This is a genomic window from Streptomyces sp. BBFR102 (genome assembly GCF_051397025.1).
In the GTDB taxonomy this organism is placed as follows: domain Bacteria; phylum Actinomycetota; class Actinomycetes; order Streptomycetales; family Streptomycetaceae; genus Streptomyces.
The window spans coordinates 1596793-1616985 of sequence record NZ_CP195757.1 but is presented as its reverse complement, the minus strand read 5'-3'; the positions used below and the strand labels follow the sequence as shown (position 1 = coordinate 1616985).

The window sequence follows — 20193 nt, the reverse complement described above, 5'->3', positions numbered from 1 at the left end:
CGCCCCGCCCCGCGCGGGGGAGGGACGGCGGGCCCGTCCGCCGGAGAAGGGGCCGGCTCAGCCCGCCGTACCGGCGTCCGCCGCCTGCGCCCGGTGGGCGCGCGCCAGGTCGTCGCGGGCCTCCAGGACCAGGCGGCGCAGGGCCGGCGGCGCGTCGGCGTGCTCGCCCAGCCACGCGTCGGCCGCCGCCAGCGTCCTGGTGCCGTCCTGGAGCGAGGGGAACAGCCCCCGCACGACGAGCACGCCGATCTGGATGGACCGCTCCTGCCAGACCCGCCCGATCGCCTCGAAGTACTTCGCCGCGTACGGCGCGATCAGCTCCCGCTGCGAGGGCTGCGTGAACCCGGCGATGGTCGCCTCCACCAGCGCGTTCGACAGCACGTCGGACTCGACCACCTGCGCCCACGCCCGCGCCTTGACCGCCTCCGAGGGCCGCGCCGCCAGGCACCGCACCTGGTGCCGCCTGCCCGAGGCGGTGTCGTCCCGGGCCAGTTCGGCCGCGATCCGCTCCTCGTCGACCACGCCGTACGTGGCCAGCGGCTCCAGGAACGCCCAGCGCAGCTCCTGGTCCATGTCGAGGCCGTCGATGCGGGCGGGGCCGTCCAGCAGCGCCCCCAGCAGCTGGAGGTCGGCCTCGTCGGAGGCGACCGAGGCGAAGAACCGCGCCCAGGTCAGCTGCGCGGGTCCGCCCGGCTCGGCCGCCCGCAGCTCGGCCAGCGCCCCCTGCGCCAGCGCCCGCCCGGCCTCCTCGCGGTGCGCCGGGACGACGTAGTGGACCAGTGCCGTACGCGCCCAGGCGTGCAGCATCTGCAGGACGCCGAGGTCGGACTCGCGTCCCGCGTGCTCCAGCACCAGGGAGAGGAAGTCGCGGGCCGGCATCAGCGCGTCGCGGGTCATGTTCCACAGGGCCGACCAGCACAGCGCGCGGGCCAGCGGATCGGCGATGTCACCGAGCCGGGACCTGAGCGTGGCCAGCGAGTTCTCGTCGAACCGGACCTTGCAGTACGTGAGGTCGTCGTCGTTGACGAGGACCAGGTCGGGCGCCTGGGCCCCGGCCAGCTCGGAGACGACGGTGCGCGGCCCGGTCACGTCCAGCTCGGCGCGGGCGTACCGCACCAGCGTGCCCTCGACGCCGTCCACCCGGTACAGGCCCACCGCGACCCGGTGCGGACGCAGCTGCGGGTGGGAGGCCGCGGCCTCCTGGGCGACGGCCAGCTCGGTGATCCGGTTCTCCGCGTCCAGGGTCGGTTCGGGGGTGAGCGCGTTGACCCCGGCGGTCTGGAGCCACGCCTTCGACCAGCCGGTGAGGTCGCGCCCGGAGGTCTCCTCCAGCACCGCCAGCAGATCGGCGAGGGTGGTGTTGCCGAAGGCGTGACGCTGGAAGTAGCGGCGGGCGCCCTCCAGGAAGGCGTCCCGGCCGACGTAGGCGACGAGCTGCTTGAGGACGGAGGCGCCCTTGGCGTAGGTGATGCCGTCGAAGTTGAGCTTGGCGTCCTGCAGGTCGCGGATGTCGGCGGTGATCGGGTGGGTGGAGGGCAGCTGGTCGGCGCGGTACGCCCAAGCCTTGCGGTTGTTGGCGAAGGTGGTCCAGCCGCCGGTGAACCGCGTCGCCTCGACGAGCGCGAAGGTGCCCATGAAGTCGGCGAAGGACTCCTTCAGCCACAGGTCGTCCCACCACTTCATGGTGACCAGGTCGCCGAACCACATGTGCGCCATCTCGTGCAGGATCGTGGTGGCGCGCCGTTCGTAGGCGGCGGCGGTGACCTTGCCCCGGTAGATGTACTCCTCGCGGAAGGTCACCATCCCCGGGTTCTCCATCGCGCCGAGGTTGTACTCGGGTACGAACGCCTGGTCGTACTTGCCGAACGGGTACGGGTAGCCGAAGTGGTCGTGGAAGAAGTCCAGGCCCTGCTTGGTGATGAGGAAGACGTCGTCCGCGTCGAAGTGCGGGGCCAGCCCCTTGCGGCACATCGCGCCGAGCGGAATCCGCAGCTCGGAGCCGTCGGGGAGAGTCCGCCGGTAGTCGTCGGTCACGTAGTGGTACGGCCCGGCGACCACGCAGGTGATGTACGTGGAGATGGGCTCGGTCTCGGCGAACCGCCACACCCCGTCGGCGTCCCGCTCGCCCGCGCCGTTGGACCACACACCCCAGGCTTCGGGTGCGGTCACCGAGAAGCGGTAGCGGCCCTTGAGGTCGGGCTGCTCGAAGTTGGCGTAGACCCGGCGGGCGTCGGCCGGCTCGTACTGGGTGTAGAGGTAGACCTCGCCGTCCTCCGGGTCGACGAAGCGGTGCATGCCCTCGCCGGTCCGGCTGTAGGCGCACTGGGCGTCGACCACCAGGGTGTTCTCGGCCTCCAGGCCCTCCAGGGCGATCCGGGTGCCGTCGAAGACCTCGGCCACCTCCAGGCTCCGCCCGTTGAGCACCACCGAGGTCACCGAGGGCGCGATCAGGTCCACGAAGGTCGCGGCGCCCGGCTTCAGCCCGGCGAACCGGAGGGTGGTCACCGAGCGGAAGGTGCGCGGACCGTCCCCCGCCACCTCCCCGAGGGCGGAGCGCAGGTCGAGTGCGACGTCGTAGGACTCGACGGCGACCAGGGCGGCCCGCTCGCGGGCCTCGTCTCGGGTCAGGTTCTCTCCGGGCACGGCGGTACTCCTTCGTGGCGCATTTCCGACAGGCCGATCCTGTCATGTGCGCTTCCCGGCGCCTCCCGTGACGCCCGGGAATGGGACCGGCCCCCGCGCGGTTGCCGCTCGCGTACGGCCGTAGCCGGCCCGCCCGACCATCTGAGGGAGAGACATGACCGACCCGCAGCAGAACACCGAGGTCACCGCCGACTTCTGGTTCGACCCGCTGTGCCCCTGGGCCTGGATGACCTCTCGCTGGATGCTGGAGGTGGAGAAGGTCCGCCCCGTCCGCGTCCGTTGGAACGTGATGAGCCTCGCCGTCCTCAACGAGGACCGCCTCGACGAACTCCCCGAGGAGTACCGCGAGCTGCTGACCCGGGCGTGGGGCCCGGTACGCGTCGTCATCGCCGCCCAGCAGCTGCACGGCGCCGAGGTCGCCGGCCCGCTCTACACCGCGCTGGGCACCCGCTACCACAACCAGCAGCAGCCCCAGGACCGCGCCACCCTGGTCGCCGCCCTCGAAGAGGTGGGCCTTTCCGCCGACCTCGCCGACTACGCCGACAAGGACACCTACGACGCCGAGCTGCGCGCCTCGCACGCCGCCGGCATCACCAAGGTCGGCCAGGACGTCGGCACCCCCGTCATCGCGGTCCCCGGCGCCGACGGCGAGGAGGTCGCCTTCTTCGGTCCCGTCGTCACCCCGGCGCCCAAGGGCGAGCAGGCCGCCGCCCTCTGGGACGGCACCCTGCTGGTCGCCTCGGTCCCCGGCTTCTACGAGCTGAAGCGCACCCGCACCGCCGAGCCCAGCTTCGACTGAGCCCACCCGGCCGGCGCTCGGGGGCAGCCCGTGCGGCTGCGGAAAGGCCCCTGTGGGGCACGTCCTCACAGGGGCCTGCTTCATCCGCCCGCCGGGCGAAGGCTGAGAAGACGACCACGAGGCGGACGCTCAGGAGGGCTCAGGGAGCGGGCAGCAGGTTCTCCCGCGCCTTGGCCGAGGCGTGAGGCCGGGCCACGTCCCGCCAGTTGACGATTGCCCCGGGCGGGGGCCCTGACCTGCGGCGGACAGGGCGGGTCAGTTCTCGCCGGCCCCGGCGGGCGAGGCGGCGCGCCTGCGCTGGAGGAGGTAGCCGGCCAGGGCCAGGGCCAGCGTCAGCCCGCCGGTCGACAGCAGTTGGACGCGGGTGTCGGGCTCCTTCGCCATCAGGACGAAGACCCCGGCCATCGCGGCGAGCGCCACCCAGGTCAGCCCCGGGAACAGCCACATCCGCACCACCAGCCGCTCCGGCGCCTCCCGCTCGGTGCGGCGGCGCAGCACCAGTTGCGAGGCGGCGGTGAAGAACCAGACCACCAGGATGACCGCGCCGATCATGTTGAGCAGCCAGGCGAAGACGTCGTCGGGGCGCCAGTAGCTGAGCAGTACGCAGACGAAGCCGAAGAACGACGAGGCCAGCACGGCGATGCGCGGCACCCCGCCGAAGACCTGGCCGAGCCTGCGCGGGCCCTGGCCCCGGGCCACCAGCGAACAGGCCATCCGGGAGGAGCCGTAGATGTTGGCGTTCATCGCGGAGAGCAGCGCGATCAGCACGACCACGTTCATGATCTGGCCCGAGCCGGGGATGCCCAGGTGGTCCAGGGTCGCCACGTACGGGCCCTTCTCGACGACCGCCGGGTCGTCCCAGGGCACCAGGGTGACGATGACGGCCATCGAGCCGACGTAGAAGATCCCGATCCGCCACATCGCGGTACGCACCGCCTTCGCGACGCCCTCCACCGGCCGCTCCGACTCGGCCGCCGCGATGGTCACCGTCTCCAGTCCGCCGTACGCGAAGACCGAGGCGAGCAGGCCGACGACGAACCCCTCGGAGCCGTTCGGCATAAGGCCGCCCTCGCCGGTGAGGTTCGAGGCGCCCGGAGCGTCGCTGCCCGGCAGCACACCGGCCATCGCCAGCACACCGACGAGCAGGAAGACGGCGATCGCCACCACCTTCAGCGTGGCGAACCAGAACTCGAACTCGCCGAAGTTCTTCACCGCGGCCAGGTTGGTGCCGCAGAAGACCACCACGAAGAGCGCCACCCAGGCCCACTCCGGGGTCCCCGGCAGCCAGCCCGTCATGATCTCGGCCGCGCCGATGCCCTCCAGGCCCACCGCCACACAGAGCAGGAACCAGAACGCCCAGCCCGCGGTGAACCCGGCCCACGGGCCGATCGCCCGCTCGGCGTGGACGGAGAACGAACCGGAGGCGGGGTTGGCTGCGGACATCTCGCCGAGCATCCGCATGACCAGCATCACCAGCAGGCCGGAGGCCGCGTAGGCGAAGACGATCGACGGGCCCGCGGCGGCGATGCCCGCGCCCGAGCCGACGAAGAGGCCGGCGCCGATGACGCCGCCGAGGGCGATCATCGACAGGTGGCGCTGCTTCAGCCCGTTCGACAGGGCGGAACCGGTGTCGGACGCCTGGTCGCAGCCGGGGAGCCGGTCGGCACCCGGCGTGTCCTCAGGAGTGAGGGTTGTCCGAGTCATGGTCGTATCGGTCCAGTACGTGAGATGGCGGGGGAGTGCCTCAGTCTGCGCGCACCGTCCGCTCGGGCGACGGGCCCGACCGTTATCCGGACACTTCGCTCACCTGGCGTGCACGCCCGCGCACGGCCGCCGCGCACCCCGTCCGCGCCGTCACGCCCCCGCGCGCCTCATTCGGCGCCGCCACTCCCGTACCCCGGCGACCAGCAGCACCAGCACCGCCGCGCCCGAGGACCAGAGCAGTTGCGGCCGGGCGGTGGCGTCGAAGAGCATCAGCGTGAACACCGCCGCCACCGCCACCAGCGCGGCCCAGGTCAGCCACGGGTACCCCCACATCCGCAGCACCAGCCGCTCCGGCGCCTCCCGCTCGATCAGCCGCCGCAGCCGCAGCTGCGAGACGGCGATCAGCGCCCACACGAAGAGCAGTACGGCGCCCACCGCGTTGAGCATGTAGAGGAAGACCGAGTCGGGCCACTTCAGATTGAGCAGCACCGAGACGAAGCCGAACGCCACCGAGGCCAGCACCGCCCGCCGCGGCACCCCGCCGGGCGCCACCTTCAGCAGCGAACGCGGCGCCTCCCCGCGTTCCGCCAGCGAGAAGACCATCCGCGAGGAGCCGTACAGGTTGGCGTTGAGCGCCGACAGCAGCGCCACGAAGACCACGATGTTCATGATCTGGCCCGCCGAGGGGATGCCGATCCCGTCCAGCACCGCCACGTAGGGGCTCAGCCCCGGCCGCATCGCCGTCCACGGCAGCACCGTCACGATGACCAGCATCGAGCCGACGTAGAAGAAGAGGATGCGGTAGACCGCGCTGCGCACCGCGCGCGCCACCGAGCGGGCCGGATCGTCCGACTCGGCCGCCGCGATCGTCAAGACCTCCAGGCCGCCGAAGGCGAAGACCACGGCCAGCACCCCGGAGACCACGCCCGACCAGCCGTGCGGCAGGAAACCGCCGTCACCCGACAGGTGGGCCAGCCCCACCGGCTCCGTCTGCGGCAGCCACCCGAGGATCGCCGCCACGCCCAGCGCCAGGAAGAGCACGATCGCCCCCACCTTCAGCGTGGCGAACCAGAACTCGAACTCGCCGAAGTGCTGCACCGCCGCCAGGTTGGCCCCGGTGAAGACCAGCATGAAGGCCAGGACCCACGCCCACTGCGGCACCGAGGGCACCCAGCCGTGTGCGATCTGCGCGGCGCCGGTCGCCTCCACCGCCAGCACCACCACCAGCAGGAACCAGTACAGCCACCCCACGCTGAACCCGGCCCACCGCCCGAGCGCCCGCTCCGCGTGCACCGAGAACGACCCCGAGGCCGGCATCGCCGCCGACATCTCCCCGAGCATCCGCATCACCAGCATCGCCAGCGTCCCCGCGATCAGGTACGAGACCACGATCCCCGGCCCCGCCACCGCGATGCCCGCACCCGAGCCCACGAACAGGCCCGCGCCGATCACCCCGCCCAGCCCCAGCATCGTCAGATGGCGCTGCTTCAGTCCGCGGCCGAGTGGCTCGGCGGTGCCGAAGGGGTCCCGGGCCGTGGTGGCGCTGGTGGCCCCGGGATCGGCGGGGTCTGCGGGGGAGTCGTGCATGGCGGTGCTCACTGCTTCGTCGGTCCCCCACGAGCCGGGCTGCGCCCGCGCGCGGGGGGTGTGAGGGGTGTCCCCGAATTGGCGGGACCCTACAGTCTCCCCATCCCGCGGCCCCGGGAGCAACGCGGTAAAGCGACCGTACGGGGGCGAGTGAGCAGCGTCACGCCCTCGCGGGTGTACAAGCGGACCTTTGTGCGGAGTCCACCAAGGGCCCAACCGCCGCTTTGTCGGCGGCTGCTGGTGATCGCGTGGCCGCGCTGGGATAGCGTCGGCCTGTCCTCAGCCGTTCCATGAGCTGTCCCACCCTTCACCCTCGGGGAGCCCCGATGAGCACTGCCGCCGCCTCCACCCGACCGGGACAGGTCCTCGCCGACCTGCTGCCCGCCTCCACCGTCCCCGGGGCCCGGCTGCGTGACGCCGCCCTCGTCACCGGCGGTGCCGCTCTCACCGGGCTGGCGGCGCAGGTCGTCCTGCCCGTCCCCGGCTCGCCCGTCCCCGTCACCGGGCAGACCTTCGCCGCCCTCCTGGTGGGCACCGCGCTCGGCGCGGGGCGGGGCTTCGTCTCGCTCGCCCTGTACGCGCTGGTCGGCATGGCCGGGGTGCCGTGGTTCGCCGAGGGCGTCTCGGGGGTCTCGGCGCCGTCCTTCGGATACGTCCTCGGGATGCTCCTCGCGGCCACCGTCGTCGGCGCACTCGCCCGGCGCGGGGCCGACCGCTCGGTGCTGCGCACGGCCGGGCTCATGGTGCTGGGCTCCGCCCTGATCTACGCCGTCGGCGTCCCCTACCTCGCCCTGTCCACCGGCATGACCCTCGGCTCCGCCGTCGCCGCCGGACTCGTCCCCTTCCTCGTCGGCGACGCGCTGAAGGCGGCCCTCGCCATGGGCGCCCTGCCCCTGGCGTGGCGGCTCACCCGCCACTGAGACCTGGCCGGCCCGAGACGGCCGCGAACCGAGGCGAAGAGAGAGGAACCCCGGGCCCGCGACGGGACCCGGGGTGAGGGGGCGCGGGGTTCAGACCCGCGCCCCCCGGTGCTTCACGAGGGACACCCCCACGACCAGTACGGCCACGAGCAAGGACAAGGCCATCTGCGTCCGCCCGGCCTCGTCGAAGAGCATGTACCCGATGACGAAGACGATCCCCGCGATGGTCACCCAGGTGAGGTAGGGGAACAGCCACATCCGCACCACCAGCTTCTCGGGCGTCTCCCGGGAGATCACCCCCCGCAGCCGCAGCTGCGAGAAGCAGATGACGAGCCAGACGAACAGCGCCACCGCTCCGGAGGAGTTGAGCAGGAACTGGAACACCGTCTCGGGCCACTGGTAGTTGAACCACACCGCGGCGAACCCGAAGACGACCGACCCGAGGATCGCCGCCTGCGGCACCCCTCGCGCGTTGACCCGGGCGAACGCCGCCGGCGCGTCCCCCCGCCTCCCGAGCGAGAACGCCATCCGAGAGGCCGTGTAGAGCCCGGAGTTGAGACAGGACAGCACGGCGGTGAGCACGATGACGTTCATGATCTGCCCGGCGTGCGGAATCCCGATGGAGTCGAGCGCGGCCACGTACGACCCGTCCTCGACGATCGACGCGGAGTCCCACGGCAGCAGCGCCACGACGACGAAGATCGACCCGAGGTAGAAGACGGCGATCCGCCAGATCACGCTGTTGGTCGCCTTGCGCACCGCACGCTGCGGGTTGGCCGACTCGCCGGCGGCCAGCGTGACGATCTCGCTTCCCATGAAGGAGAAGACGACCATCAGCACGCCGGTGAGGATCGACCCGGCCCCGTTGGGCAGGAACCCTCCGTGCGCCGTGAGGTTGGCGAACCCCGCGCCGGGGTTGTCCGAGCCGGGCAGCACCCCGAAGACGGCCAGCACACCGATGAACACGAAGGCCGCGATGGCCACGACCTTGATCCCGGCGAACCAGAACTCGAACTCCCCGTAGGAGGCGACCGAGGCGAGGTTGGTCCCGGTCAGGACCACCATCACGATCAGCGCCCACCCCCACTGGGGCACGGCCGGAACCCACCCGTTGAGGATCACGGCCCCGGCGGTCGCCTCCACGGCGAGCACCACGACCCAGAAGAACCAGTAGAGCCAGCCGATGGAGAACCCGGCCCAGCGCCCGAGCGCCATGTCGGCGTAGGCGGAGAAGGAGCCCGAGGAGGGCCGGGCGGCGGCCATCTCCCCGAGCATCCGCATCACCAGCACGACCATGAGGCCGACGACGGCGTACGAGACGAGGATGGCCGGTCCGGCGGCGGCGATGCCCGCGCTGGAGCCGACGAAGAGGCCGGCTCCGATGACACCGCCGATGGCGATCATCGACAGATGGCGGTTCTTGAGTCCGGCCTGGAGGCCGTCGCTCCCCTGTGCGGCAGCCGGGGTGGGGCCGGCGGGGCCGTCGGGGAGCTCTTCCACCTTCGCAAGTGGGGGCTGCGAGGTCATGCGCCTTTTTCCTTTGTTCTCGGGTTCCGAGCTGAGCCAATGAATCCACAAGAATCCACAGTTCGGAACCCCCGGTCTCGTTCTGTTCCGTCGCCGAGCGTCGTCCGGCCTCCGCGGCAGGGGCCGGGATGCCAGTCCCCCCACGGTCTCTCACGACCGGCCGAAAGCGGTGTGGAACAGATCACATCGAGTGGCTCCGTGGAACGAAACGCACCCGCCGGACGTCTCTGAACGCCCGCGGGACGGCGTCCGGCACATGCGACGCCGCCGTCCGCCGTGGACCCGGAATCAGCTACCCCGCTCCCGGCATGCCACACTCCCTCCATGCGCGTGTACCTCGGCTCCGACCATGCCGGCTACGAACTCAAGAACCACCTCGTCGACTGGCTGAAGGCGAACGGCCACGACCCGGTGGACTGCGGCCCCCACATCTACGACGCCGCCGACGACTACCCGCCGTTCTGCCTGCGGGCGGCCGAGCGGACCGCCGCCGACCCCGACTCGCTCGGCATCGTCATCGGCGGCTCCGGCAACGGCGAGCAGATCGCCGCCAACAAGGTCGAGGGTGTCCGCTGCGCCCTCGCCTGGAGCAAGGAGACCGCGGCCCTCGGCCGCGAGCACAACAACGCCAACGTCGTCTCCGTCGGCGCCCGCATGCACACCCAGGAGGAGGCGACCGACTTCGTCGCCACCTTCCTGGCGACCCCGTACTCCGGGGACGAGCGCCACACCCGCCGGATCGACATGCTCTCCGCCTACGAGACCACCGGCGAGCTGCCCCCGATCCCGGCCCACCACCCCCAGCACGACGCCTGATGCCCGAGGGGCACACGCTGCACCGGCTGGCCGCCGACCACCAGGAGTGGTTCGGCGGCCGGCCGGTGCGCGTCTCCAGCCCCCAGGGCCGCTTCGCCGCCTCCGCCGCCCTGCTGGACGGCGCGGTGTTCGCCGGGGCCGAGGCGCACGGCAAGCACCTCTTCCTCGACTTCGCCGACCTGGGCTGGGTCCACATCCACCTCGGCCTCTTCGGCAAGGTCGCCCGCGGCACCGGCGCCCCGCCCCCGCCCACCGACACCATCCGGCTCCGGCTCACCGCCGAGAACGCCTGGTCGGACCTGCGCGGCCCGACCGCCTGCGCCCTGGTCACCGACGAGGGCAAGCAGGCCGTCCACGACCGCCTCGGCCCCGACCCGCTGCGCGCCGACGACACCCCCGACGCCGCCTGGCGCCGGGTGTCCCGCTCGCGCACCACCGTGGCCGCCCTGCTCATGGACCAGAAGGTCGTCGCGGGCGTCGGCAACGTCTACCGGGCCGAGGTCCTCTTCCGGCACGGCATCGACCCGTACACCCCCGGCAACCGCCTGACCCGCGCCACCTGGGAGGTCCTCTGGGGCGACCTGGCGGCGCTGATGCGCGAGGGGGTGCGGCACGACCGGATCGACACCGTCCGGCCCGAGCACACCCCCGAGGCGATGGGCCGCCCGCCCCGCGTCGACGACCACGGCGGCGAGGTCTACGTCTACCGCCGTGACGGGCGCCCCTGCCTGGTCTGCGGCGAGCAGATCCGTACCGCCTCGCTCGCCGCCCGCAACCTCTTCTGGTGCCCGCGCTGCCAGTCGGGCACCACCGCCCAGCCCCCTCAGAAGCCGTGCGGCAGCCAGGGCGCCAGGTCCGAGCCGAACGCTGCCGAGGTCCGGGCCAGCGTCCCCGGCCGCAGCTCGCGCACCCGCCCGGCCGCCGCCAGGCCGCTCAGCGGCACCCCGCCGAGGTAGGCCGCGCCCAGCTCCCGCACCGACAGCGCCAGATCCGGCTCGGCCCCGGTGCGCTCGCAGGCGGCGCCCCCGGCGTCGGCGGTCAGCCGCCAACGCCCCTCGTTCCAGGGGCAGAACGCGTCGCTCACCTCCAACACCACGTCCAGCGGCACCCGGTAGGACCGCTGCCGGAGCGCACCACCCACGTCGACCAGCCGCACCTGGAGCTCGTCCCGCAGCCGCGGCACACAGCGCCGGACGTCGCTCACCAGGTACTGCCAGGCGTCGTCCACCGGCCGGTTCGCCAGCCCCACCGTGCGCATCAGGTCCAGCCCGCACAGGTAGCGCAGCAGCGCGGCGTAGACCGCCGGGCCGAGCGCCTCCAGGTCCTGCACCGCCACCGTCCCGTCGGGCCCGCCCGCCGTCCAGGCGGGACGGGTGCGGTAGCGGGTGTACCCCACCACCTCGCCGTCCCGCTCGGCCAGCACGCACTGGAGCGGCGAGCCGCCGTCGCGCCGGCTCGGCGGGTCGAGCACTGCCTGCTCCTCCCAGCCCGGCGCCCGCGCGAGCATCCCCGGCCGCCCGGCCACCTGTCGCGCGTACAGCTCCTCGCAGACCTTCAGGGCCTCACGCGGGTCGGCCCGCCGCAGTACCACCCCGTCCGTCCCCTCCGGGACGGTGAGCCGCACCTGCGCGGTGTCGATCTCGGCGCTCACCTTCATCGTGGCGATCCCGTACCCGAACCGTCCGTAGATCTCCGGCTCGGAGGCGGTCAGCACCGCCAGCGCCTCCCCGCGCGCCCGTACGTCGTCGAGCTGGCGGCGCATCATCGTGGTGAGGATGCCCCGGCGCCGGTGTGTGGGCGCCACTCCGACCATCGTCACGCCCGCCGCCGCGGCCAGCCGTCCGCCGGGCACCGAGACCCGGAAGGTGAACGCCCCCGTGGTCCCCACGACCTCCGTGTCGTCCCACACCGCGAGGGAGCGCTCCGGCTCCGTCAGCCGCTGGTACAACTCCCGCTCCTCGGGCGCCTCCGGCACCCCGCCGAACGCCAGCTCCAGCAGGCTGTACCACTGTTCCCAGTCCTCGGCCCGCAATACCTCTGCACCAGATGTCATACGCCATCCCTACCAGCCAAGACGGGACGCGGCGAGGCGTTTTCGCTCCGCCCGGATCAGGGGACAAGAGGGACCTCCCGTGCGAAGTGACGGCCCGGCTCGGTAAGGTCCCGAACAATGGCACAAGCAAGGGCGGCAGCAGAGACGACCCGGGCCCGGATGCACAAGCGCTGGCACCGGGCCCGCACCGGGCTGCGCAAGTCCGCCGTCGACTACTTCCGGGGGGACGGCTCCGACTGGGTGGCCTTCGCCGGCCTCTTCCTCACCGTCCCCGCCCTCGCCGCCGGCACCGTCGTCGGCCCTCAATGGTGCGACCCCGCCGCCCTGGTCCTCCCGGTCGTCGCCGGCGGCCTCGTCCTGCGCCCCGCCACCCTCCTGCTCCTCTACGCCTCGGCCACCGCGGCCCTCGTCGTGGAGTCCCTGGTGCTCGGCGGCGGCCCGACCTCCGAGGTGCCCGTCGGCGTCACCCCGGGCACGGTGCTGACGGTCGCCGCCGCCGGGCTCTTCGGCCTGCTCATCGCCCAGTTCCGCAGCCGGGTCGGCGTGCCCTGGCGGCGCGGCGGCACCATGCTCTTCGACCTGCGCGAACGCATCCGCGTCCAGAGCCGCCTGCCGCACCTGCCTTCCGGGTGGCACCACGAGATGGCACTGCGTCCGGCGGGCGGCCAGTCGTTCTCCGGGGACTTCGTCGTCGCCGCCCGCACCCACGGCGGCCGCACCCTCGAAGTGGTCCTCACCGACGTCTCCGGCAAGGGCATGGACGCCGGTTCGCGTGCCCTGCTGCTCTCCGGCGCCTTCGGCGGGCTCCTCGGCTCCCTGCCGCCGCACGCCTTCCTCCCCGCCGCCAACGGCTACCTCCTGCGCCAGGACTGGGACGAGGGCTTCGCCACCTCGATCCACCTCGTCCTCGACCTGGACTCCGGCGACTACGAGATCTTCTCCGCCGGCCACCTCCCCGCCGTCCAGCTCCACTCCGGCACCGGCCAGTGGGAGGAGAAGACCGCCGAGGGCCCCCTGCTCGGCGTCTACGACGGCTGCCGGTTCGACCCGGTCAAGGGCTCCCTCGCCCCCGGCGACGTCCTCATGCTCTACACCGACGGCCTGGTCGAGGCCGCGGGCCGGGACCTCTCCGAGGGCATCGACCGCCTCACCGGCGAGGCCGACCGCTATGTCTCCGGCGGCTTCGAGGGTGCCGCCTGGCACCTCATAGAAGCCGTGGCCAAGGACGTCAACGACGACCGGGCCCTTCTCCTGCTCTGCCGCACCGGCGACTGACCGCGGACGGCCCCGCGTCCGGCGTCCGGCGCGCTCCGCCCCGGAACGTCCCTGCCCCGGTACGCCGCGGGCCCGCCTCCCCGGAGGGAGACGGGCCGGAAGGACGGGCCGCGGGAAGCGTCAGACCGAGGTGCGCTCGGACACCGAGGACTGCGACGCCCCCGCGTCGTCCTCGTCGGACTTCGCCGTCTTCGGCTCCTTCATGGGCAGCAGCCGGGCCAGCCACTGACTGCGGCCGGCCGCCAGCGGCGCCAGGACGGCCAGGACCAGGACGTAGCCGGCGATGAACGGCGTGAGCCGCTCGTCGAGCCCGGCCGAGGCCGCCATGGTGGCGAGGATCAGCGCGAACTCGCCGCGGCCCAGCAGAGTCGTGGCGATGTTGGCGGCGGGCCCCGGCCCGAAGCGGTAGATGCGGGCGGCCAGGACACCGGAGACCGCGTTCATGAAGAACGTGATCGTGACGGCGATGAGCACCGGCCACACGACGCCCGGCAGGTCCCCCGGATTGATGGAGAGACCGAAGGCGAAGAAGAAGATGGCGCCGAACGCGTCCCGGAGCGGGTGGACCAGTTTCAGGATGCGCTTGCCGGAGGTGGTGGACCCCAGCATCAGGCCGACCATGAAGGCGCCGATGGCGTCGGCCACGCCGAACCACTCGGACACGCCCGCCACCAGGACCGCCGCACCGATGAAGGAGATGGTGAGGATCTCGTCGTCGGGGGTGTTGATGATCCGTCCGACCAGGCGCGTGCCGAACCGGGCGACGAGGGCCAGCGCGAACAGGAAGCCGAACGCTTTGGCCCCGTCCGCCACCGCGCTGCCCACGCTGTCCGCGCCGGACAGGATGGGCTGGAGAGCGGCCAGGTAGAGCGCGAGGAAGACGTCCTCGACGACGGTGATGCCGAGGACGGGTTTGGTCTCCGGATTGCCGAGACGGCCCGTCTCGACCAAGATCTTGGTGACGATGGCCGAGGAGGAGAAGCCGAGGACGCCGGCGAGCACCAGTGCCTCCGCCAACCCCCAGCCGAGGGCGAAGCCGAAGCCCAGACCGGCGCCCACGTTCAGCGCGAGGTAGATCCCCCCGGCGATGGCCATGTTGCGGCCGCCCGCTTTGAGATCGTCGATGTGGAACTCGAGGCCCAGGTAGAACAGCAGCAGTACCAGGCCGAGGGCGGAGAGCATCCCCAGGTCGTGGGGGTCGGAGACGAGGACGACTCCGGGAGTGTGGGGGCCGAGCAGAATGCCGGCCAGGATGAAGAGCGGAATGGTCGGCAACCCGATACGGCGACCGAGGCGTGCCAGCACGGCGGCGCCGACGAAGGCACCGCCCATGGCTATCAGCGTCTCTGCGTGTCCGATGAGCTCGTCCTCCTTCTTGAGTCAAGGGGGCGTCAAGGAATCGTCAATACTTAGCTTACCAAAGCATTACGCCCGCTCGCGTACGCCCGGGAGCAACGCGAAACGGGCCATCAACGCGCTGTGATCAAGGGGGAGTTGAGGGAATCGGAGGTACTCGGGCGGTGCCGGCGCCGCGCTCTGGGGGCGCGGGACGTGCCGGGGAAAGGCAGAAGCCCGGCCGGGGAGTGGAGTACTCCCCGGCCGGGCTCCCGGTCGTTCCGCCACCGGCCCCGGCGACCCGCCCTGGGCAGGCCGCGCGGGCGGGTCAGCGGATGGGCGATCCCGACTTGGCGCGCTCGCGCGCCAGCTCGGTCGCGTCCCGCTTGAAGGCCCAGTTCATCCTGGGCTCCATCGCGAAGCGGAAGAGGCGCTGCACCGGTGGTGTGCACAGCACGGTGACCACCGCGCCGGCGATCAGCGTCACCCCGACCATGCCGAGCGGTGTACGCACCCAGTCGTACGTCTCGTACCAGCCCCCGAAGCGCGACCCCTTGGCGAGGAAGCCGTGCAGCAGGTAGCCGTAGAGCGTGCCGGCGCCCAGTGCGGTGAACCACATGTGGCGGCGCGGCACCCAGGCGAAGAAGCAGGCGGTCAGGACCATGGAGCAGCCGAAGAGGGCCAGGGTCATGACGATCCCCACCCACCAGGCGAAGCCCATCTCCTGGGCGCTGTCGCGGTGGTAGAACCAGGCCGAGGACATCCGCGGCGCGGCCCAGTAGCCGACCAGCAGCGCGGCGGCGAAGACCGGCAGCGCCAGCAGTCGGACCTCGCGGCGGCGCACCATCTGGAAGTGCTCCGGCTTGAGGACCAGGCCGACCACGAAGAACGGCAGGAACTGGAGGACCCGCTGGAGGTCCAGGTCGTCCCCGATGTCGGGGGAGGCCGAGGCGAGCAGCGCCACGGCCAGCGCCAGCGGCACCGGCCAGCGGACGATCTTCCACAGCGGCGTGGTGAGCCGCCACACGAACAGGGCGACCAGGAACCAGGTCAGGTACCAGGGGTCGAGCAGGCTGATCGGATGGGTCGGGTCGTCATCGGCCCAGCGCTTGAAGAGGCTGTACGCGGCCTCGAAGAGGATGTAGGGGACGGCGACGCCCGTCACCAGGCGTTGCAGCCGGTCCTTGCGCATGTCGAAACTGCGCGAGAAGTAGCCGGAGATCACGATGAAGGCCGGCATGTGGAAGGCGTAGACGACCATGTACAGGGCTTCGGCGGCCCGGCTGTCGGCGGTCAGCGGCTGCCAGGCGTGGCCCATCGCGACCAGCACGATCGCGAGGTACTTGGCGTTGTCGAAGAAGGGGTCCCGCGGCTTGGCGGGTTTCGAGGCTGCGGCGGGGGGTCTCTCAGGACCGGGGGGCCGCTCCTGTGACGTGGGGGAGGGCCGTGGAGCCGTCATGCCGTCCGCCGGTTCCTGGACCGGGGGCAGCGGCTGACTGTGGCGGCCGTGCGGACGCAGCGAGTTCGTCACCAGGCGCCCTGCCCGAGTTCGGGGGAGACGCGCCATGACCTCACTGCACGGGTGGGGGTCGGGGCGGTGGGGAACATTTTCAGCACCCTAGCGTCGGCGGAAGGGGTTCGTAAAACCACGTGGTTCATTCGTGGTGCGGCTCTCGTGTACCCCCGATACGGCGAAGTCTGCCTCCCCGTCCCGATACCGCACGCCGGGGCACGGGACAAGGTGAAAGGTGCCGGAGTGTCCAGATGTAAAGGGGGGTGCATCCCCTCGGGTGGGCCCCTCGCGCCCCCCTGACCTGCGCCTGCGGCGACGGCGTACGGGTGGACGGCCATGCTGGGGCGCGCGGTTGACGCCGGGCGGTGGCGGGCGGTGGCACCGGGTGCCGCAATACCGCTATTCGCCGGGCGGACCGCGGCTATCTGTCGCCTATTTCACAGGGCGTGTTCGCCGGCTGAGTGATCGGGCGCGCAATTCGAATTCCTTGCGGAGGGCTCGTGAGCGCGCGTGGGGACAGGGAAACGATCAAGCCGAATTCGGTGCCCGGTAATGGCCTGGGCGCCCGGGAGCGGTGCGCCGGTCCGGCGGGTCGCCGCCCCGCCACCGGCGCACTCTCCGCGCAGGTCGCGGGGGCGGCCTGCCGAGTGTGGCCCACGCCATGGCCGACGTTGCGTCACCAGCCGCATGAAGAACGGCTGTTGGTGGCACGATGGTCCTGGCGAGGGGTGCGCGCGGCGTGTGTCACCCGGGCCGGGAGAGCGGACCGACGCGAAGGTGTGATCAGTTGTGGCCATTTCACTGTCCGTGGTGGTGCTGTTGGCGATCGTCATGGTCGTCCTCATCCGGGGCGGCTCACTCAAGGCCGGCCCCGCCGTGGTCGCCATCCTGTTCGGCTTCTTCCTCGCCTCCAGCGGCGTGGCCCCGGCGATCCGGCGCGTCCTCGACTCGATAGCGCAGACCGTCAGCGGCATCAGCTTCTGAACCCGCGGCGCCCGCGCGCCCCGGTGCGCGTGGCCACCCCGCCCGCGGGCGCGCGCCCGCACGCTCCCCCGCGCTCCCGAACGCCTCCGCCGGTCGTACACGGAAAGACCGAAGGGCCCGGCAGATCAACTGCCGGGCCCTTCGGTCCTGTTGGAGCGGGCGACGGGAATCGAACCCGCGTAGCTAGTTTGGAAGACTAGGGCTCTACCATTGAGCTACGCCCGCACATCGCGCACCGCCGGTCAGTGACCGGGGGCACGCAGAGCATGTTAGCCGCTCACCGGGCCGACGCGCACACCCCGGCGGCGAGCCGTCAGTGCCCCGCGCTCCCGGGCGCCGAAGGGCGACGGGGCATGTACCCTTCGTGTCGCACCGACGGGGTGTGGCGCAGCTTGGTAGCGCGTCCGCTTTGGGAGCGGAAGGTCGTCGGTTCGAATCCGGCCACCCCGACCACCTGCAAGATCGCGTTGGGGGTCTCCTCCGCCACACGGTTACTATGCGAAGTGCGAGCCCGTGTGTCCGCGTGCCTCTGTGCGTGTCCGCGGCGGGCTTGATCCGCCGGTGTCCCTCATCCGCCTCCGTGTGGTGCGGTGTACCGGCAGAACCCCCAGAAGTCAGCCATCAAGGAGACCGAACCGTGAAGAGCGCCGTGGAGACCCTGAACCCGACCCGGGTTCGGCTCACTGTCGAGGTGCCCTTCGAGGAGCTCAAGGACAGCCTCGACGCGGCGTACAAGAAGATCAACCAGCAGGTCACGGTGAAGGGCTTCCGCAAGGGCAAGATCCCGGCCCGCGTCATCGACCAGCGGTTCGGCCGCGGCGCCGTGCTGGAGGAGGCCGTCAACGACGCGCTCCCGAAGTTCTACACCGAAGCGGTCAACGAGGGTGAGCTGAACGTCCTCGGCCAGCCCGAGGTCGACATCACCGAGCTGAAGGACGGCGAGCTGCTGGCCTTCACCGCCGAGGTCGACATCCGCCCCGAGATCGAGATCCCGGACTACTCCGGCATCGAGGTCGAGGTGGACCCGGTCGAGGTCACCGACGAGGACGTCGACAAGGCCGTGGAGGAGCTGCGTGAGCGCTTCGCCTCCACCGCCCCGGTCGAGCGCCCCGCCGAGGACGGCGACGTCCTCACCCTCGACCTGGAGGCCAAGGTCGACGGAGAGGTGCTGGAGGACGGGCTCGCGTCCGACGTCTCCTACACCATCGGCTCCGGTGAACTGCTGGACGGCATCGACGACGCCGTGAAGGGCCTGGAGGCCGGTGGCGAGGCCACCTTCACCTCCGAGCTCAAGGGCGGCTCGGCGGCCGGCAAGGAGGCCGAGATCACGGTCAAGGTCTCCAAGGTCGCCAAGCGTGAACTCCCCGAGCTGGACGACGACTTCGCGCAGCTCGCCAGCGAGTTCGACACGCTGGAGGAGGTGCGCGCGGACAGCCGCAAGCGCCTGGAGAACATGAAGCAGTACGACCAGGCCACCCAGGCCCAGGAGCGCGTCCTGGACGCCCTGCTGGAGCTGGCGGAGGTGCCGATCCCCGAGAAGCTCCTCGAGGACGAGGTCAACACCCGCAAGCACAACCTGGAGCACCACCAGCTCGGCCAGATGGGCCTCGACCTCGCGAAGTACCTGGAGATCCAGGGCAAGACCGTCGAGGAGTTCGACGCCGAGACGCGCGAGCAGGCGATCAAGGGCATCAAGACCCAGTTCATCCTCGACGAGCTGGTCAACAAGGAGAAGCTCAACGTCGACCAGGAGGAGCTCACCGAGCACCTCATGCGGCGTGCGGCCTCCTCCGGCATGTCCCCCGACCAGTTCGCCCAGGCCGTCGTCGAAGGCGGCCAGGTCCCGATGCTGGTCGGCGAGGTCGCCCGCGGCAAGGCGCTGGCCGTCGTCGTCGAGGCCGTCACGGTCAAGGACACCAACGGTGAGGTCATCGACCTCTCGGACGGCGAGGACGAGGCGGCCGAGGCCACCGACGCCGCCGAGCAGACCGAGGGCGACGCCGCCGAGGCCAAGGCCGACAGCGACAAGTAAGCACCTTCGGGCCGGACGGCCCCGTACCGCCGTCACCGAGCGCCGGGCCGGCTGATTCCCTCAGCCGGCCCGGCGCTCGCGTTCCGGGCCCGCGCCAGGGCCGTCCTGCCCGCCGTACGGCCCTGGTCCGTACGGGCCGAAGAGGCCCCCGGGGCACCGGACCTGCGCTCACAGCGAACAGTTCCGAATGCGGGATGGCCCGCGACGGCCCGCGCGTTAGGGTCCATGAATAACGAGGGCTGGGGAGTCCCCTCATATCGCCGCCCAAACGGCGGGCGCGGACCCCCGCGCCCCGTCAGAAGACGTGAGACGGCCCGGCGCCGTCGTAAGACGAGCAGGTGGATACGTGACGAATCTGATGCCCTCCGCCGCCGGCGACCCCTCCATCGGTGGTGGCCTCGGCGACCAGGTCTACAACCGGCTGCTCGATGAGCGGATCATCTTCCTCGGCCAGCCCGTGGACGACGACATCGCCAACAAGATCACCGCGCAGCTGCTGCTCCTTGCCAGGGACCCTGACAAGGACATCAACCTCTACATCAACAGCCCCGGCGGCTCGATCAGCGCCGGCATGGCGATCTACGACACCATGCAGTTCATCAAGAACGACGTGGTCACCATCGCCATGGGACTGGCCGCCTCGATGGGCCAGTTCCTGCTGAGCGCCGGCACCCCCGGCAAGCGTTTCGCCCTGCCGAACGCCGAAATCCTGATCCACCAGCCGTCCGCCGGTCTGGCCGGTTCCGCCTCGGACATCAAGATCCACGCGGAGCGGCTGCTGCACACCAAGAAGCGGATGGCCGAGCTGACCGCCTTCCACACCGGCCAGAGCGTCGAGCAGATCACCCGGGACTCGGACCGCGACCGCTGGTTCTCCGCCGAGGAGGCCAAGGAGTACGGCCTGATCGACGAGGTCATGGCCTCCGCGGCCAACGTGCCCGGCGGCGGCGGCACCGGCGCCTGACCAGACCTTTACCGGTACCCAGGCCGATTCCAGACCACTGC

The 20193-nt window shown here is 71.6% G+C and carries 14 protein-coding genes, 2 tRNA genes and 1 pseudogene; 9 read left to right on the top strand and 8 right to left on the bottom strand.

Annotation, left to right across the window (positions count from 1 at the left end; translation table 11 throughout):
- Positions 1 to 57: 57 nt before the first annotated feature.
- A complete protein-coding gene (gene pepN / locus ACSLIC_RS07315) occupies positions 58 to 2643 on the bottom strand; it encodes an aminopeptidase N (protein WP_436736859.1) in 2586 nt (861 codons plus the stop codon).
- Between the two features lie 154 nt (positions 2644 to 2797).
- Here pepN and ACSLIC_RS07310 point away from each other — a divergent pair, with 154 nt between their 5' ends.
- The gene (locus ACSLIC_RS07310; protein ID WP_436736858.1) at positions 2798 to 3442 is read left to right on the top strand and encodes a mycothiol-dependent nitroreductase Rv2466c family protein; all 645 of its coding nucleotides are present in this window, start codon (positions 2798 to 2800) and stop codon (positions 3440 to 3442) included.
- 255 nt (positions 3443 to 3697) lie between these two features.
- On the opposite strand, the gene ACSLIC_RS07305 is transcribed toward ACSLIC_RS07310, so the two are convergent.
- Together ACSLIC_RS07305 and ACSLIC_RS07300 are read right to left on the bottom strand one after the other, a co-directional pair.
- The gene (locus tag ACSLIC_RS07305) at positions 3698 to 5146 is read right to left on the bottom strand and encodes an amino acid permease (protein WP_436736857.1); all 1449 of its coding nucleotides are present in this window, start codon (positions 5144 to 5146) and stop codon (positions 3698 to 3700) included.
- 150 nt (positions 5147 to 5296) lie between these two features.
- Positions 5297 to 6733: an amino acid permease gene (locus ACSLIC_RS07300; RefSeq protein ID WP_436740304.1), complete on the bottom strand. Its 1437-nt coding sequence runs from the start codon at positions 6731 to 6733 to the stop codon at positions 5297 to 5299.
- Between the two features lie 326 nt (positions 6734 to 7059).
- On the opposite strand from ACSLIC_RS07300, the gene ACSLIC_RS07295 reads away from it, so the two are divergent.
- On the top strand, positions 7060 to 7653 hold the full coding sequence (locus ACSLIC_RS07295) for a biotin transporter BioY (RefSeq protein ID WP_436736856.1): 594 nt from the start codon (positions 7060 to 7062) through the stop codon (positions 7651 to 7653).
- A 90-nt stretch (positions 7654 to 7743) separates the two neighbouring features.
- Here ACSLIC_RS07295 and ACSLIC_RS07290 read toward each other — a convergent pair whose 3' ends face one another.
- Positions 7744 to 9180 carry an amino acid permease gene (locus ACSLIC_RS07290; RefSeq protein WP_436736855.1) on the bottom strand — a complete coding sequence of 479 codons (1437 nt, stop codon included), beginning with the start codon at positions 9178 to 9180 and terminating at the stop codon, positions 7744 to 7746.
- Positions 9181 to 9504: 324 nt separating this feature from the next.
- Here ACSLIC_RS07290 and ACSLIC_RS07285 point away from each other — a divergent pair, with 324 nt between their 5' ends.
- Positions 9505 to 9996, top strand: coding sequence for a ribose-5-phosphate isomerase (locus ACSLIC_RS07285; protein WP_436736854.1), 492 nt, complete (start codon positions 9505 to 9507; stop codon positions 9994 to 9996).
- Positions 9996 to 10796: pseudogene (locus ACSLIC_RS07280) on the top strand (Fpg/Nei family DNA glycosylase); the annotation flags it as partial. The gene ACSLIC_RS07285 and the pseudogene ACSLIC_RS07280, both read left to right, overlap by 1 nt.
- Positions 10797 to 10819: 23 nt before the next feature.
- Here ACSLIC_RS07280 and ACSLIC_RS07275 read toward each other — a convergent pair.
- The gene (locus ACSLIC_RS07275; RefSeq protein WP_436736853.1) at positions 10820 to 12049 is read right to left on the bottom strand and encodes a GNAT family N-acetyltransferase; all 1230 of its coding nucleotides are present in this window, start codon (positions 12047 to 12049) and stop codon (positions 10820 to 10822) included.
- A 159-nt stretch (positions 12050 to 12208) separates the two neighbouring features.
- Between ACSLIC_RS07275 and ACSLIC_RS07270 the strand changes: the two genes are divergently transcribed.
- Positions 12209 to 13324: a PP2C family protein-serine/threonine phosphatase gene (locus tag ACSLIC_RS07270; RefSeq protein WP_436740303.1), complete on the top strand. Its 1116-nt coding sequence runs from the start codon at positions 12209 to 12211 to the stop codon at positions 13322 to 13324.
- Positions 13325 to 13444: 120 nt separating this feature from the next.
- On the opposite strand, the gene ACSLIC_RS07265 is transcribed toward ACSLIC_RS07270, so the two are convergent.
- Positions 13445 to 14656 carry a cation:proton antiporter gene (locus tag ACSLIC_RS07265; RefSeq protein ID WP_436736852.1) on the bottom strand — a complete coding sequence of 404 codons (1212 nt, stop codon included), beginning with the start codon at positions 14654 to 14656 and terminating at the stop codon, positions 13445 to 13447.
- A 331-nt stretch (positions 14657 to 14987) separates the two neighbouring features.
- Complete coding sequence (locus tag ACSLIC_RS07260; protein WP_436736851.1) at positions 14988 to 16190, bottom strand: acyltransferase family protein; 1203 nt, start codon at positions 16188 to 16190, stop codon at positions 14988 to 14990.
- A gap of 771 nt (positions 16191 to 16961) precedes the next feature.
- Between ACSLIC_RS07260 and ACSLIC_RS07255 the strand changes: the two genes are divergently transcribed.
- On the top strand, positions 16962 to 17156 hold the full coding sequence (locus ACSLIC_RS07255) for a hypothetical protein (protein WP_436736850.1): 195 nt from the start codon (positions 16962 to 16964) through the stop codon (positions 17154 to 17156).
- Between the two features lie 151 nt (positions 17157 to 17307).
- Here ACSLIC_RS07255 and ACSLIC_RS07250 read toward each other — a convergent pair.
- Positions 17308 to 17381, bottom strand: a tRNA-Gly gene (locus tag ACSLIC_RS07250).
- Between the two features lie 151 nt (positions 17382 to 17532).
- Between ACSLIC_RS07250 and ACSLIC_RS07245 the strand changes: the two genes are divergently transcribed.
- The 3 genes from ACSLIC_RS07245 (at position 17533) to ACSLIC_RS07235 (ending at position 20152) form a co-directional block, all read left to right on the top strand.
- Positions 17533 to 17609 (top strand) — tRNA-Pro (locus ACSLIC_RS07245).
- 184 nt (positions 17610 to 17793) lie between these two features.
- Positions 17794 to 19188, top strand: a complete 1395-nt coding sequence (gene tig, locus ACSLIC_RS07240) for a trigger factor (protein WP_436736849.1) — start codon at positions 17794 to 17796, stop codon at positions 19186 to 19188.
- A gap of 346 nt (positions 19189 to 19534) precedes the next feature.
- Complete coding sequence (locus tag ACSLIC_RS07235; RefSeq protein ID WP_436736848.1) at positions 19535 to 20152, top strand: ATP-dependent Clp protease proteolytic subunit; 618 nt, start codon at positions 19535 to 19537, stop codon at positions 20150 to 20152.
- Positions 20153 to 20193: the final 41 nt, after the last annotated feature.

Bases quoted from the DNA above. Each gene is read 5' to 3' on its own strand.
- ACSLIC_RS07310 (WP_436736858.1), top strand. From the start codon at position 2,798: ATGACCGACCCGCAGCAGAACACCGAGGTCACCGCCGACTTCTGGTTC.
- ACSLIC_RS07305 (WP_436736857.1), bottom strand. From the start codon at position 5,146: ATGACTCGGACAACCCTCACTCCTGAGGACACGCCGGGTGCCGACCGG.
- ACSLIC_RS07300 (WP_436740304.1), bottom strand. From the start codon at position 6,733: ATGCACGACTCCCCCGCAGACCCCGCCGATCCCGGGGCCACCAGCGCC.
- ACSLIC_RS07295 (WP_436736856.1), top strand. From the start codon at position 7,060: ATGAGCACTGCCGCCGCCTCCACCCGACCGGGACAGGTCCTCGCCGAC.
- ACSLIC_RS07290 (WP_436736855.1), bottom strand. From the start codon at position 9,180: ATGACCTCGCAGCCCCCACTTGCGAAGGTGGAAGAGCTCCCCGACGGC.
- ACSLIC_RS07285 (WP_436736854.1), top strand. From the start codon at position 9,505: ATGCGCGTGTACCTCGGCTCCGACCATGCCGGCTACGAACTCAAGAAC.
- ACSLIC_RS07275 (WP_436736853.1), bottom strand. From the start codon at position 12,049: ATGACATCTGGTGCAGAGGTATTGCGGGCCGAGGACTGGGAACAGTGG.
- ACSLIC_RS07270 (WP_436740303.1), top strand. From the start codon at position 12,209: ATGCACAAGCGCTGGCACCGGGCCCGCACCGGGCTGCGCAAGTCCGCC.
- ACSLIC_RS07265 (WP_436736852.1), bottom strand. From the start codon at position 14,656: ATGGGCGGTGCCTTCGTCGGCGCCGCCGTGCTGGCACGCCTCGGTCGC.